The organism is Natronorubrum daqingense, assembly GCF_001971705.1.
In the GTDB taxonomy this organism is placed as follows: domain Archaea; phylum Halobacteriota; class Halobacteria; order Halobacteriales; family Natrialbaceae; genus Natronorubrum; species Natronorubrum daqingense.
On the sequence record NZ_CP019327.1, the window covers coordinates 87,900 to 102,328 of the forward strand.

The following is a 14,429-nucleotide window of genomic DNA, read 5'->3' on the forward strand; positions in this document are numbered from 1 at the left end:
CGAAAAACGGTGTGGTCTCGCTCGACATCGACGTGCCGGCGTCGACGTATCGGCGTCGACGATGGACAACCGAACCGATTTTACAGTTGCGAACACAGTTCCGGTCGTGCCGGAGGCTAACCCAGTCGAGCAGTGGCAGGCCGCCCTCGAGGAAGCGGGCGAACTCACGCCGGAACTCGTCGAGCAGATCACCGGCGTGCACGGAGACCGGGGGGTCCGTGCGATCGAAGCCGTCGGCGAGGGGCGGGTGAAGGCCTACCAGGACTTTACGATCGTCGTCGGCTACGAAGACGAGTACATCGTCGAAGCCGAGGGCTGTACTTGCAAAGATAGCGAGTACAATTTAGACGACGACGATCCGACCGAACAGTGTTGGCACGTTCTCGCCGTCGCGATCGCTCGCCGGGTTGGCCACGTCGATTACCACGATATGTGGTACTCGGAGGTTCGAGAACTGTTGTAACGGTGCGTTGCGGTCATTATCGGTGCAGATTTCGCACACCCACCTTTTTTCTTCGGATCCTCCTTCGCTTCGCTCAGTCGAACCACTCGAAAAAATCTGTCTGGCGAGAGCATCGCTCTCGCTGACCGTCGCTCACTCCGTTCGCGAAGAGACCAAAAACACCGCTCACTCCCCGTGGTCGTTCGCGGGACAATTATTCGTCAGCGCAAATTCCGACGAAATTCCGCAGAATCTGGAGGCCTGTCTCGCCGCTCTTCTCCGGGTGAAACTGGGTGCCAAAGACGGTGCCGTCCTCGTTGGCGACGATCGAGGGGAACTCGCGCTCGTAGTCGGTCGTCGCGACTGATGCGTGATCGTCGTCAGGTGCCGCGTAGTAGGAGTGGACGAAGTAGGCGTAGTTCCCATCGACTCCCTCGACAAGCGGATGCTCGCGCTCGACGGTCAGTTCGTTCCAGCCCATGTGAGGGACCTTCTGGCCCTCGGCAAATCGAACGTTCGTCCCCGGAATCAGATCGAGGCCTCGCACGGCGGATTCACCGTCGTTCTCGCCTTCCTCGCTGGTCGTCAGAAGCATCTGCATGCCGAGACAGATGCCAAAGAGCGGCGTGTCGCTCTCGGCGACCTCGAGTAAATCCTCTCGAAGCGGGTCAGCGTTCTCGACGCCCTCGCGGAAGGCCCCGACGCCCGGCAGGACGACACCATCGGCGTCGGCGAACGCGTCCGGATCGTCCGTGATCTCGACGTCGGCACCCGCGCGCTCGAGACCGCGCGTGACGCTTCGAAGGTTCCCCAGTCCGTAGTCAACGATGACGACCGATGCGAGCGATTGGTCGTGAGAAGCCGAAACAGCGTTCATACCGACGTTGGGTGGGGCGCGTTCAAGTGTATTGCTGTTCGGGCGATTGTCGACTCGCGTCTCGAGTGCCCGTCTGCCTCGCGTCTCGAGTGCCGATCCGCCCCTCACAGTCGCGCGCTCAGAAACCGTCGAGTCGAGACTGCCCGCCCTCGCTGCCGTCCACGTCCGCGAGATCCGCCGCCCGCTCGAGTGCATTCGCGAACGTCTCCTCCTGACTTCGGTCGTACAGTGTGGCCGCGGGGTGGACACAGAGTAACACGCGCCGGGGCGTCCCCTCGATTCGCACCTCCTCGAGCGAGCCCGCTTCCTTCGTCACTGCCACGGAACGGTCGAGAAGGTGCTCGCTCGGCACCTTTCCGAGCGTGACGATCACGTCGGGGTCGAGGAGGTCGATTTCGTGCTCGAGGTAGCCACGACAGTTCTCGAGTTCGTCCGTCGAGGGGTCGCGATTCTCCGGCGGCCGACAGCGCACGCAGTTCGTGATGCGGACGTCTTCGCGCGCGAGGCCGACGTTCCTGAGGCCGTCGTCGAGGACCGTTCCGCTGCGGCCGACGAACGGTTCGCCCTGCTCGTCTTCGTTCGCGCCGGGCCCCTCGCCGACGAACAGCAAATCGGCGTCTTCGGGACCGGTTCCGTTGACGATCTGCGTGCGAGCGTCCACGAGCGCCGGACAGCGAGTACACTCGGTGACGCAGCGTTCGTCGTCGTCCATCGTTCCCATACTGGTGGCTCGAGCGGCCGCCTACTACGTCTTTCCGGTCGCAGGTGCCACGTCGGGAACACGAGAGCCGGGTCGCCCGACCGATCGCGCTCCGCCGTTCGCCTACAGTCCGTACTGTTCGCGGACGAGGTGTACGATTCCCCGGTCCTCGAGCACGTCCATCGGTGCGAGGAGGTCGAGTTGCACGACGCCCGGCAGCCGTCCGATCTGGACGCCGCCGGTGAACGTACACCGCGAGCGGACCTCGCCCTCGCTCATCTCGAGGAGGTCGGTCGCCCGGTCGAACGCGTTCTGGGTCGCGTCGTTGACCGTCGCGCCAGAGCCGATCACCTGGATTGGGCCCACGTCGTCCTCGAGTTCGACGCCGTGTTGCTCGGCGAGGGTTCGGCCGGCCTCGCGCTCGTCGTCGCTGTACGGTTTGCTGATGAACGGGAGGTCCTCTTCGTTAGGGAGGAGGACGGGGCCGTCGAGCTCGAGACCCTCGATGACTTCGACGTCCATCGTGACGGTACCGCTCACGTCGGTCGTGTGCAAGGAGAGTTCGCCGTCGCCCTGATTCGCGTGGAGGTCGCCGACGTAGACGCCCGCGCCGTCGACCGCGACGGGACAGATGAGCGTCGCACCCGCACGGACCTGTGGCACGTCCATGTGGCCGTCGGTCCGATCCTCGAGGTCGGCTGCAGTTTCGATCCCGTAGTCGTGGTCGGCACCGACGAGGAACTGGCCGAAGTCACCCGCGTTGTGCGAGTCGGGAATCGTGACCGGCGGCGTCGTTCCGACGTTGCCGATGAACGGTCGAAGCCGACCGAGCGTGCCGGGCATCTCGCCGGGTTCGTACAGCAGGATCGGATGCTGTCGGGAGTTTTCGGGGATATCCATCACTTCCGCGGCGTCTGTGGCGAGTTCGTGTGCGCCGTCTTCGTCGAGCGTGATGCCGACCGTGTGGTCGTCGTCGAACGCGACGGTGTAGCCGTACTCGAAGCCGAATGAAGAGGCGTTCGCGCCACACTCGGCGCACTTGATGGCCTCCTCGCCGGTTCCCTCGACGACCGACTCAGGCCACGTCGTTCCACACTCGGGACAGCGGTGGTCGACGAACGGGTCGTCGCCGAAGGCCTCCTCGCGTTCGGCCATCGAGCCCGTGCTGGTCGCCATGCTCGTCACCTCGACGTCGCGGATATGCAACGCGACGGCGTCGCCGACGCTCGCGCCTTCGACCCGGATCGGCCGTGTCACCTCGTGGCCGCCGCGGAAGTCGGGCGTGATCATCGGTCCCCAACACCCCGGCGGCGTGTACGTTCTGATCGTTCCGCCGTCCGCGACGGTCCCCGCCCACTCCTGGTCCGGACCGACGAGTCCCAGCGTGTACTGATCGACCGCGAGTTCCTGTTGCACTTCTTGCTGTGACATACCATGGCAACCTTCGTCGGTAACGGCGATAAGCCTGCTGCTCAACGTACCAGCACACTCCGCGCTCGAGACCGTCAGTGAGCCGTACCTCCCCACCGCTGCTTTCGAACCCTCCCGCTCGGGGGTGGGCGAGTACGCCTCGAGCAGGAGGGTTCGACGCCCCACACTCGAGGCCGTTTCAACCACCGATCTACCTAACTACCCGACTACCCAACGCGCTCCGAGACAAGGGGGCGACAAATCATGTCTCGAGTAAACCGTCCGAGTGACGCCCGCAGACGCCGTCCTGTCGCCGATGGCCGTATCTGCCGGAACAGATCCGTTAAACTTGGTTTTGTCCCATCACTCGCTATGGCTGATTCGACGGACGAGGATTCACTCGAGTGTCTGGCGTGTCGCGATCCGATTACATCGGCTGTCGACCAACGGGTCGTCCCCGCGCTCGAGGACGGTGAGGCGGTGTATCGACACTTTTGTAGCGAGACGTGCCTCGAGGAGTGGATGGCGTAGGTATCAGACCCAGTCGGCCACTCTCACCGTTGTAAATCAGTGACTGGATACACGCGAGACGGATCCGTTTCGTCCGACGAAATGCATCGACTGCGGCCGTCCGTCGCGGTGTGAGTTGGGTGTGGTATTCGCAGAGAGAATGGTTGGAGTAAGACTACCTGCTATCGTGGACACGAGGGAGTTCCACGTCCTCCCCAGCCGATTCGCTCCCTCACTGCGTTCGCTCACTCATCCCTCGCGTGCTGTCGTCGACTGCCCTCACTGTCGTTCGGCCAGTCGACAGCACGCGCCACCGCGTGTTGGATGACCGAGCGGGTACGATACGGTCTCTGTCTGTACTGAACGCGAGTTCGACGGCAGCTCAAAATGCAGAAACAGCGCGACGTGCTACTGTTATTGATTGTTCGCGACGGCGCTGCCGATCCCGTCGACCGGTCGATCCGGCGTGAACTCCTCGAGTTCTTCGGGGAGGCCGAGTTGGTACTCGGTGCCGTTCTCTCTGACAGAGGTTCGACCGCGGTGGACCGAGACGTCGCCATTGAGGTGGAGTTTGACGGCCTCGAGGAGGGCATCCGCCTCGAGTGGCTGCCCTCGCTTTTTCATCTCTTCCAGATCGGCGTCGTCGGGCACGTCGAACGCGCGCTGGGAGATGATCGGGCCCTGATCGAGGTCAGTGGTCACGTAGTGGGCGGTGACGCCGGCCACGCGGACACCCTCTTCGACGGCCTGCCGGTAGGCTTCCGCGCCGGGGAAGGCTGGCAGCAGCGACGGGTGGATGTTGATGATGCGGTCCTCGTAGCGAAAGACGACGTTGGGGCTGAGGATCCGCATGTACCGGGCGAGGACGATCAGGTCGACGTCGTAGTCGGCGAGTAACTCGAGGAGTTCGTCCTCGTTCTGTTGGCCGCCCTCGTCGCCGATGTCGTGAAACGGCACGTCGTAGTGTTCGGCGAGTGGTTGGAGGTCGTCGTGGTTGCCGATGACGACGCCGATATCTGCCCCCAGTTCGTCGTTGGCCCACGCCTCGAACATCGCCTCGAGGCAGTGGCTCTCTTTCGTGACGAGGACGGCGATTCGCTGGTGGTCGCGGTCGGCGGGGAAGCGAACTTGCACGTCGAGTCCGAGGTCGTCGCCGAGGTCGTGGAGGTCTGCCCGAAGCGTCTCCTTCGTACAGACCATCTCCTCGGTGTCGACGGCCAGATACATTCGAAAGACGCCGTCGCGAACGGCTTGATCGAGGTCTTCGATGTTGATGCCGCGCTCGAAGAGGAGGCTGGTCACGCGAGCGATGAGCCCGGTGTCGTCGTCTCCAATGACGGTGATTTCAGTGACATCGGTCGTCATCGCAGCCACCTCCGCTCGAGCGAATATGTAGTCATCACTACGTGATTCAGTCGACGTGTGGTCAAAAGTCCTGCTTTCTGTGGACGAGTCTGAGAATAGAACGATACCATGATACCCTCTCCTTCTACGAATTATTAGCAATTACTAGGGTAGGTTTATTAATAACGCGTCGGCTAGTGCGAGTACCGAATGACGCTTTCACGCACACTCGACGTCGCGATCGTCGGTGCTGGACCCGCAGGCGTCGGTACGGCAGTCGCACTCGAGCGACTCGACGTCGAATACGTCGTCCTCGAGCGCGAGTGTATCGGTGCCTCGTTTCGACAGTGGCCCGCGGAAATGGAGTTGTTGACGCCGTCGTTTCCGGCCAACGCGTTCGGCGTTCGCGATCTGAACGCGATCACGCTCGATACCTCGCCGGCGCTCGCCCTCGACAGCGAGCACCCGACCGGCGACCAGTACGCAGAGTACCTCGAGGCGGTCGCCGAGTTTCACGAACTCCCGATCGAGACGGGAGTCGACGTCGACGCCGTCGTTCCCGACGCCGGATCGTCGGAGTCATCGGACGGAGACGACGCGACAGCCGCGGACGGGTTCACCCTCGAGACGAGCGAGGGTCGACTCGAGGTTGCGTCCGTCGTCTGGGCAGCGGGACAGTATCAGTATCCCTCGAGTGGGTCGATCCCCGGTGCGTCTAGCGCGATTCACGTGTCGACGATCGACTCGTGGGCGGCCCACGCCGATCGGTGGTCGGGCGAGGACGGTTCGCCGGACGAAAGCGACCAGACTGTGGCGGCGTCGACGCCGTCCGCGTCCTCACAGTCCCCAGCATCGCCGCTTGCGGCCGACGGGGCTGGTGTCAGTCCCCCGTCTGCTGACGACGTCGTGATCGTCGGCGGCGCAGAGAGTGGTATCGACGCTGCACTCGGGTTGGCGGATACCGGCCTCTCCGTCACCGTCGTAGATCCCGACGGCCCGTGGCAGTATCGCAGCCCCGACCCCAGTGAGGTTCTCTCCCCGCGAACGACGGACCGACTCGAGGCGGCACTCGACGCCGAGCAGCCGATTACACTCGTCACCGACGCTCGCGTCGAGCGAATCGAACGCGAGGAAACGGGCACGGATTCCTCGAGTGAAGCGAGGGTCGAAACGCGAACTGACCCGTCTGACGGACCTGAGACGCCCGGCTCGACCGTCGAGCGCGCTGGCTACGCGGTGGTCACCGACGACGGGAATCGGATTCACTCGCGCACGCCACCGGTTCTCTCGACAGGGTTCGAGGGGAGTATCACGCTCGTCGACGACCTGTTCGCGGTCGACGAACACGGATTCCCCGAACTCACCGACCAGGATGAATCGACTGCGACGTCCGGCCTGTTCCTCGTCGGCCCGCAGGTCGCCCACGAGGGCCAGCAGTTTTGTTTCATCTACAAGTTCCGCCAGCGCTTCGCCGTCGTCGCCGAGGCTATCGGCGACAGACTCGAGGCCGAAACGACTCCACTCGAGGCCTATCGCGAGAAACGGATGTTCCTCGAGAACCTCGAGTGCTGTGAACCGTCGTACTGTGACTGCTAGGTGCCTTGAGTCCCGAGCGTGTCGAAATCGCCACTGACGACTCGGTTTCGCGCTCGCCGAACACGCCGGGATGGCAGCGACGACAGCGACGGCTGCGAAGGCAGCAACGCGACGGAAGCGGCAAAGTCGGGAGGGGTGTTTCTCGGCCAACCGTCAGTGCCTCAACCGTTAGTGCGTCGTGTGAATGTGCTCGCGAAGCTCGTCGGTTTCGGTGAACGAGTCGTCGCAGACGGCGCAGGTGTTGTGGTGCAGTGCAACGTGCTGGGTCACGCCAGCAGCGGATCGGAACGATTCGTCGCAGTTCGAGCAGTTGTAGGACATCGTGTGTGTCTATGACAGACACTCCTAAAAAGGACGGCCGATACATCGCCGGCGTCTCGAATACGCTCAGACGAGGTCCGTCGCTCGACGCTGCAACGACGGCTCGAGCGTCGTGTCCTCGGCCAGTTCCTCGAGTTCCGCATTCGCGTTACGATCGTTCAGACACTCGAGTGCCTGACGGCGAAACTCCCCGCGAAGGCCGCCCATCTGGACGAGCAGTGCGAGATGTCTGTGTTCGTCCCGTTCGGCCAGCCTCTCGATGGCCTCACGGCGGGTGGTGTGGTGGACAGCTGATTTGACGGCGGTCTGGAATGGCGTTGACATCGTGGGTTCGTTGGGTTGGCTGCTGGGTTCGTTGGGTTGGCTGCTGGGTTTGCCGCGTCGACTGCAGGGTTCGTCGCGTCGGCTGTTCTGTGATCGATACGTCCTCGGCTATCGAATTTCGTCTCGAGAGACGAACGCCGAGCCGGTTGCACGGATCCACGTCTCCTCGAGCGTGGCGGCCGTCACCGACGAGTAGATGGTACAGGTGTCGGGACGGGTTTCGGTTCGCTCGACGTACGCCTGGTAACACGGCGACACGTCGCCGTCCGGCGACGATGGCTCGGAAGACGTCCTCGAGTGCATCCTTTCGATACTATTGGTACTATCAGTACTACCGGTACCGTCGGTGCTGGCGTCTGGCTCGGTTTCGCCGTCGGTGTTTCCGTCGGTCATCGTGGGAGTGAGTCAGTCTGCAATGCCGAGTTCCTCCGTGCGGTCGTGTGCGTGCTCACGCTGGTCGTCGTTCTCGTGTCGGTTCGCCGTCTCGCTGCCATCGGCTGTGTCTGCATCGTCATCTGCGTCGGCCTCGAGTTCGGCTTCGGGCGGCTCGAACGTCGGGAATCGATCCTCGAACGTCGCGTCGGCCGCCAGTTCGTCGTCGGTGGCCAGACACTCCCGGAGGTCGGCCCGAAGCGAGTCGTGATCCATCTCGGTGCCGATGACGACGAGTCGAGTGTTGCGATCGCCCCAGCGTTCGTGCCAGTGGGCCTCGAGTTCGGGGTTGTCCTCGAGGTGCTCGCGACGCTCCTCGGCCGGGAGTGAATCGACCCACCGCCCGCCAGGGCCGACGCGGATCGACTGCCCGGCCACGTTGAACGTAAACGCCTCGTCCTCGCGGCTCACGTTTCGTTCTGCGTTCACGGTTGCATCGCTCTCTTCACCGGCGTCCTCGCTGCTCGCGATCCAGAAGTGACCTTTCGCTCGAACGACCGCGTCGGGGAATCGATCGAGGAGGTCGGCGAAGCGCTCGGGGTGAAACGGCCGGCGCGCCTCGAAGACGAACGAGGTGACGCCGTGTTCTTCCTCGGCCGACGCGTGGGGCTCCTCGAGTTCGCGGATCCAGCCCGCTGACTGGCTGGCAGCGTCGAAATCGAACCGGCCGGTGTCGACGAGGTGTGCGGGGTCGACGCGGCCGTGTTCGGTGCGAACGATCTCGGCGCGCGGCTGGAGCACCTCGAGCGTCGCTTCGATTTCGGCGAGCGTGTCGTCGTCGACGAGGTCGCACTTGTTCAGGAGGAGGACGTCACAGAACTCGACTTGTTCGACGACGAGGTCGCCGAGGTGCTTCTCGGTCCCGTCGTCGTCGAGCAGTTCGTCGGATTCCATCGCCGTCCGGAACTGGTGGGCGTCGACGACCGTCACGGCCGTATCGAGGTGACAGCCCTCGAGCGGTTCGATACCGGTCTCTTCGTAGAACTCCGTGGGATCGAGGTCGGCCTGATCGAATCCGAGCGTCAGCGTCTGCGCGACGGGGAGTGGCTCGGCGACGCCGGTCGACTCGACGACGATGGCGTCGAACTCGCGCGCTCGAGTGAGTTCGCCGACGGCGTCGAGTAAGTCTCCGCGGAGCTCACAACAGATACAGCCGTTCGAGAGTTCGACGAGCTCTTCGTCTTCGTCCGCGATATCCGAGGATTCGGCGACGAGTTCGGCGTCCACGTTCACTTCGCCCATGTCGTTGACGAGAACGGCGAGCTCTCTGTCGTCGCTCTCGCGGAGGACGTGGTTCAGTACGGTCGTTTTCCCCGCTCCGAGTATCCCGGACAGAACCGTGACGGGAATCGAGTTATCGGGCATCTGGTTAACAATAGAATATCAAACCTAATAGTAGTTATTATCTATAGCAGGAGAATTATTAATACCGGCGTTCGAGATGCAGTCACGAATGATCCGAGAGACAGCCTGCACCGCTCGAGTGGAGCGGTGTTCGCCGGGAACGGCGAGAACCGGACCGACTGGGAGCGACACTGAATGACCGGGACGAACCGCGAGCGCGTCGTCCTGATCGGCAAGGAGAGCGTCGGAAAGTCGGCGCTCGCGACCGGACTGACGAACGCGCCACCGACTGCGACGGCCGTCGGGGGCTCGACCGTCTCGTGCGAACGGTATCGATGTGACTCCCTCGAGGTGGTCGACACGCCAGGAATCACCCTCGACGCGGACACGAAAACGACTCGAGACGCGCTCGCCGCCCTCGAGGGTGCGGCGACGGTCGTTCTCGTCGTTCCAGCGACGGATCTCGACCGAGACCTCGCCGATCTGCTTTCGCTCGTGCAGGGACGGGTGGGTGCAGTAGTCGTCACTCACTGGGACAAAGTCGAGTCGATCGACGAGGCAAGCGGTGTCGTCGCGTCCCTCGAGGCCGACCTCGGTGTTCCCGTGATGCCCGTCGATGCGCGACGTCTCGGCCACGTTGCGGCGGACGGTGGGGTCCGAACGGGGGGCGGTGAGGGAGCGGCGAACCGATCGGGGCGGGCTGCAGACGGTCGCGACGTGATCGCCGCGCTCGAGCACGCGGGTGAGTTCCCCGCCGAGACTGCTGTCCGGGCGAACTGGCAGATCGACCCACGTAAACGGGTCTTCGACCGTCCGTACCTCGGTCCGGTGGCGGGTGCACTCGTCCTCGCGTTGCCCGCGCTGGTCGCCGTCTGGTTCGCGAACACCGTCGCTGGAGAACTCGACCCGCTCGTCGACGCCGCACTCGAGGGACCAGTCGCGTACGCGGCGTCACTGCCGGGACCGCTCGCGGCCGTGCTGGGCGGTGAGTACGGCCTGCTCGCGATGGGGCCGTTCCTGTTCGTTTGGGCGCTGCCCACCATGCTCATCTTTGCAGTGTTCATGGGCGCGTACTCGGCGAGCGGGCTGACGATGCGCGTCACGACGGCGCTTCACCCGGTTATGCGCCGGATCGGACTCACCGGCCGGGACCTCGTTAGAGTCGTCATGGGATTCGGTTGTAACGTTCCCGCGGTGACGAGTACCCGCGGCTGCTCGGAGTGCACCCGCTGTACGACGATCTCGGCCATCTCGTTCGGGTCGGCGTGTTCCTACCAGTTCCCCGCCACCCTCGCCGTCTTCGCCGCCGTCGGTATGCCCTGGCTCGTCGGCCCCTACCTCGCGATCCTCGTCGCGACGACGCTCCTCTACGTTCGCCTGATCGCGCCACTCGAGGCCCGAACGACCGCTCTCGCCGTCGATCGTCGAACGTTCCTCGAGTGGCCCCGTCCCCGGGCGATCTGGCGCGAGGCGCGTCGGTCGCTCGCGAGTTTCCTCACGACGGCACTCCCCGTCTTCGCGGGGATCTGCGTCGTCGCCGCGCTCCTGGAGTACGTCGGTGCGCTCGAGCGATTGGGGGCCGTTCTCGAGCCGGCGATGGCCGCGTTTGGACTGCCCGCCGAGACCGCGTTGCCGGTCGTCTTCGCGGCGATCCGCAAGGACGGCATCGCGCTGCTTACTGCGGACACGACGGGGATCGCTTCGCTCTCGGCGCTCGAGGTGCTGGTCGCCGTCTACCTCGCCGGGGTCTTACTTCCCTGTCTCGTCACCGCTATTACGATCGCACGGGAGGTCTCGATCCGATTCGTCGCGACGATGCTCGCCCGGCAGGCCGCCGCCGCGGTCGGATTCGCACTCGCCATCGCCTGGGGCGGCCGGTTGGTGTTCTAACTCTACCGTCGACGGGCCACTCGAGCGGTCCACCGAGTGATCCGTCGGCGTACCAACCGCGAAATCGCTCGAGGGGTCACACCGAACGTAGCGCTGGCCTATGAACTCGAGCTATACAAATACCAGTAGTTAACAACACAAAGGACTAAAGTAACAACACGGCGTACCGGCCGTCCATGTACGAGTGCGTCATCGTCGGCGGCGGCATCCACGGTACCTACTGCTGTCAACGGGTACTCGAGGAGACCGACCTCGAGCGCGAGGATCTCCTGATCGTGGACCCAAACGAACGGCTGCTCGCGTCGTTTCGCCGAAAGGCGGCTGCCTGTGACATGGACGAACTCCGGTCGACGTTCGTCCACCACGTCGGCACCGAGCCGTTCGGCCTCGAGAGCTTCGCCGAAGGCCACGACCGCGAGGACGAACTCCGGCCGACGCCGGGCTATCCGCGCCGCCCGACGCTGTCGTTGTTCCTGGATTACGCAGACTACGTGATCGAACGCGCGAACCTCGCGTCGCTCCACCGGCAAGCGACCGTGAACTCGATTCGTCGATCGGACCAGCGTAGCGAGCACTTCGTTCTCGAGACGACGGCCGAAAACCGAGCGACGGACTCGCCGGCCACCGAACGGATCCGAACTCGCACCTGCGTCCTGGCGATCGGCCACGGCGGCCGCTATCGCGAACCCGAGTGGACCGACGGCGTCGACTCGATCACGCACGTCTGGAGCGATTTCGATCCCGAACGGTCCGTCGATGAGACCGTCGTCGTCGGCGGCGGAATCACCGCCGCCCAACTCGCGACCTGTCTCGCCGCTCGGGAGTCAGTCACGCTCTGTCCCCGACACGAACTCGAGACCGCAGCGATCGAAGCCGACCCGCGCTGGATCAACTGGAATCACATCGGTCACCACCTCCACCGACACCCACCGGGGTCACGTGAGCGACTCGAAACCGTCAGCGAGGCGCGCAACGACGGGACGATTCCACCCACGCTGTTCGAGCGCCTCGAGACGGTCCGCGAGGACGAGTCGCTCTCGGTCCGACGCGGCGACGTTCGCTCGGCTCGCGCAGTCGGCTGCGACGGCCGCGTCCGGCTCTTGCTCGCAGACGGCGGTTGTCTCTCTGCCGACCGAGTCGTGCTGGCGACCGGGTTCGACCCCGTCTTCGAGCACCCATTCGTCGACCGCGCGGCCGACGAACTCGCCCTCGAGCGAGGGTATCGAGGGATGCCAGTTCTCGACGACGAGACGTTGGCGTGGACTCGAGGGGACGGCCAGCCGTCGTCACTATTCGTCACTGGTGCTCTGGCAGCGGGTACCGTCGGCCCGCTGGCGGGTAACATTGCAGGCGCACGTCGAGCGGCGGACCGGCTGGCACCCGCGATCGCCGCGGCCAGCAACCAGGCTATCCCGGCCGACTAACTCGGGTCTCGCGCGTCTCCACATCGACTCTCGTTTCCAGCCGGCGAGTTACGCGCTATCCGCACTGTTTTGGCTGTGTGCTCACGAGTGTGACTCATGAGCAAGATCAGTCCCTCGGAACTCGAGGAGCGACTCTCGAGTGACGACCCGCCGTCCGTCCTCGACATCCGCCCGAGCGACGCCTACGAGCGCGGGTCTATCGACGGAAGCCACAACGTCCCCGTGTACGACGATTTGCGACGCGGCGACGAGGCCGCCCTTCGCGACTCGCTTTCGGAGATCCCGGACGACCGGCCCGTCGTCACGGTCTGTAAAGCCGGCGTCGTCGCGACGAAGGCGACCGACCTCCTCGAGTCGGAAGGCTACGACGCGCTCACGCTCGCTGGTGGCATCCGCCGATGGACGGGGTACAGAAATCAGTCACTGGGCTACCGCCTCTCGTCGTTCCTTCGGCAGTTAGTTTGAGGGGGCTCGAGGCAGCCAACGGTCGCCCACGGCGGCAGTATCCACGTTCGTGTATCACCAAGCAAACCCGAAAGCGTTTTTGAGCACGGTTACGGGGTTTCACGTGATGAGCGCCTACACCGCGACGGTGACCGTCCGACTCAAACACGGCGTCCTCGACCCCGAGGCCGAGACCACTAAGCAAGCCCTCGAGCGGCTCGATTTCGACCTCGAGGATCTCCGTTCGGCGGATCGCTTCGAGATCGACCTCGAGGCCGAATCGCCCGAGAACGCGAGCGAACGCGCGAGCGAGATGGCGAAACGCCTGCTCGCGAACCCGACCATCCACGACTACGACGTGGAGGTCGACGAGCGGTAGATGACCGTTTCGATCATCCGCTTTGGCGGCTCGAACTGCGACCGCGACGCCGAGCGAGCGCTCTCTCACCTCGATATCGACGCCGAAATCGTCTGGCACGAAGACGGGCTTCCCGAGGATACGTCGGGCATCGTCCTGCCGGGTGGGTTCTCCTACGGCGATTACTTGCGCGCGGGAGCGATGGCAGCGCGTTCGCCCATTATGGACGAGGTGCGCGAAGCGGCGGCCGACGGCACGCCCGTCCTCGGCGTCTGTAACGGCGCGCAGGTCGGCTGCGAGTCCGGGCTGACCGACGGCGCGTTTACGACGAACGAGCGCGCTCGCTTCCAGTGTGAACACGTCTTCCTCCGCGTCGAGCGCGCGGATACGCCGTGGACGGCAGCCTACGAGGAGGGCGACGTCATCGAGATTCCGATCGCTCACGGAGAGGGCCGCTACGAGATCAGCGAGGAGCGACTCGAGGCGCTCGAGGACGACGGCCGCGTGCTCTTTCGGTACTGCGACGAGAACGGCGAGCCGAGCGCGGACGCGAATCCGAACGGCTCGAAGCACAACGTCGCGGGCATTCTCGGCGATCGAGAGACGGTCGCCGTGTTGATGCCCCACCCGGAACGTGCGACGTTGCCCGACGTGGGGCGGACTGACGGACAGGGTGTCCTTCGCGGATTCGAGGCAGTCGAACCTGGTGCGTAGTAGTACGCTATCGGGAGTGCTTGGCGGATTTGGTGGCGAATCGTGGCGAATCGTGGCGGCTCCCGGGACCACTCCGTTTGTGCGCTGGCTCAAACAGTACTGGCGTGGCGGTTCGTCGACGAGGATGAGTCCAACGATGAGGGTAAACGGAATCTGAAACGCGTCTCGTCTCCGTCGGATCCGACGTGAGCGACGCCGTTGGACGGGGGTCTCCGTGGCGTCGTCGGAACGGTCATGACCGTTGCCGTCGACTGAAAACGTTCGAAGCAAGCATCGTCGACCGTCACTCGCGGTGGTCG

The 14,429-nt window shown here is 64.2% G+C and carries 16 protein-coding genes; 8 read left to right on the top strand and 8 right to left on the bottom strand.

Annotation, left to right across the window (positions count from 1 at the left end; genetic code table 11):
- Positions 1-106 precede the first annotated feature (106 nt).
- Positions 107-463 carry a hypothetical protein gene (locus BB347_RS00415; RefSeq protein WP_076580206.1) on the top strand — a complete coding sequence of 119 codons (357 nt, stop codon included), beginning with the start codon at positions 107-109 and terminating at the stop codon, positions 461-463.
- 193 nt (positions 464-656) lie between these two features.
- On the opposite strand, the gene hisH is transcribed toward BB347_RS00415, so the two are convergent.
- From hisH to BB347_RS00430, 3 genes are all read right to left on the bottom strand, one after another.
- Complete coding sequence (gene hisH / locus BB347_RS00420) at positions 657-1,319, bottom strand: imidazole glycerol phosphate synthase subunit HisH (RefSeq protein ID WP_076580204.1); 663 nt, start codon at positions 1,317-1,319, stop codon at positions 657-659.
- Between the two features lie 118 nt (positions 1,320-1,437).
- Positions 1,438-2,040: a uracil-DNA glycosylase gene (locus BB347_RS00425; RefSeq protein ID WP_076579569.1), complete on the bottom strand. Its 603-nt coding sequence runs from the start codon at positions 2,038-2,040 to the stop codon at positions 1,438-1,440.
- Between the two features lie 102 nt (positions 2,041-2,142).
- On the bottom strand, positions 2,143-3,450 hold the full coding sequence (locus BB347_RS00430; RefSeq protein WP_076579567.1) for an acetamidase/formamidase family protein: 1,308 nt from the start codon (positions 3,448-3,450) through the stop codon (positions 2,143-2,145).
- 351 nt (positions 3,451-3,801) lie between these two features.
- Here BB347_RS00430 and BB347_RS19150 point away from each other — a divergent pair, with 351 nt between their 5' ends.
- Positions 3,802-3,960, top strand: coding sequence for a DUF7576 family protein (locus BB347_RS19150; protein WP_168170914.1), 159 nt, complete (start codon positions 3,802-3,804; stop codon positions 3,958-3,960).
- 393 nt (positions 3,961-4,353) lie between these two features.
- Here the strand turns inward: BB347_RS19150 and BB347_RS00435 are convergent, their stop codons facing one another.
- Entirely contained in the window at positions 4,354-5,304 is a 951-nt protein-coding gene (locus BB347_RS00435; protein WP_076579565.1) for a formyltetrahydrofolate deformylase, read from the bottom strand.
- A gap of 189 nt (positions 5,305-5,493) precedes the next feature.
- On the opposite strand from BB347_RS00435, the gene BB347_RS00440 reads away from it, so the two are divergent.
- Entirely contained in the window at positions 5,494-6,879 is a 1,386-nt protein-coding gene (locus BB347_RS00440) for an NAD(P)/FAD-dependent oxidoreductase (RefSeq protein WP_076579563.1), read from the top strand.
- 168 nt (positions 6,880-7,047) lie between these two features.
- Here the strand turns inward: BB347_RS00440 and BB347_RS18875 are convergent, their stop codons facing one another.
- From BB347_RS18875 to BB347_RS00460, 4 genes are all read right to left on the bottom strand, one after another.
- Positions 7,048-7,200 (bottom strand): C2H2-type zinc finger protein, encoded by a 153-nt coding sequence (locus tag BB347_RS18875; RefSeq protein WP_076579561.1) that lies wholly within the window; start codon positions 7,198-7,200, stop codon positions 7,048-7,050.
- Between the two features lie 66 nt (positions 7,201-7,266).
- Positions 7,267-7,524, bottom strand: a complete 258-nt coding sequence (locus BB347_RS00450; protein WP_076579558.1) for a hypothetical protein — start codon at positions 7,522-7,524, stop codon at positions 7,267-7,269.
- Positions 7,525-7,632: 108 nt separating this feature from the next.
- A complete protein-coding gene (locus BB347_RS00455; RefSeq protein WP_076579556.1) occupies positions 7,633-7,917 on the bottom strand; it encodes a DUF7511 domain-containing protein in 285 nt (94 codons plus the stop codon).
- A gap of 12 nt (positions 7,918-7,929) precedes the next feature.
- Entirely contained in the window at positions 7,930-9,321 is a 1,392-nt protein-coding gene (locus tag BB347_RS00460) for a GTP-binding protein (RefSeq protein WP_076579554.1), read from the bottom strand.
- 174 nt (positions 9,322-9,495) lie between these two features.
- Between BB347_RS00460 and BB347_RS00465 the strand changes: the two genes are divergently transcribed.
- From BB347_RS00465 to purQ, 5 genes are all read left to right on the top strand, one after another.
- Entirely contained in the window at positions 9,496-11,190 is a 1,695-nt protein-coding gene (locus BB347_RS00465) for a nucleoside recognition domain-containing protein (RefSeq protein WP_076579552.1), read from the top strand.
- Positions 11,191-11,366: 176 nt separating this feature from the next.
- The gene (locus BB347_RS00470; RefSeq protein ID WP_076579550.1) at positions 11,367-12,614 is read left to right on the top strand and encodes an FAD/NAD(P)-binding protein; all 1,248 of its coding nucleotides are present in this window, start codon (positions 11,367-11,369) and stop codon (positions 12,612-12,614) included.
- A gap of 96 nt (positions 12,615-12,710) precedes the next feature.
- Positions 12,711-13,079 carry a rhodanese-like domain-containing protein gene (locus tag BB347_RS00475; RefSeq protein WP_076579548.1) on the top strand — a complete coding sequence of 123 codons (369 nt, stop codon included), beginning with the start codon at positions 12,711-12,713 and terminating at the stop codon, positions 13,077-13,079.
- Positions 13,080-13,185: 106 nt separating this feature from the next.
- Positions 13,186-13,437, top strand: coding sequence for a phosphoribosylformylglycinamidine synthase subunit PurS (purS, locus tag BB347_RS00480; protein WP_076579546.1), 252 nt, complete (start codon positions 13,186-13,188; stop codon positions 13,435-13,437).
- Positions 13,438-14,130 carry a phosphoribosylformylglycinamidine synthase I gene (purQ, locus tag BB347_RS00485; protein ID WP_076579545.1) on the top strand — a complete coding sequence of 231 codons (693 nt, stop codon included), beginning with the start codon at positions 13,438-13,440 and terminating at the stop codon, positions 14,128-14,130.
- Positions 14,131-14,429 lie beyond the last annotated feature (299 nt).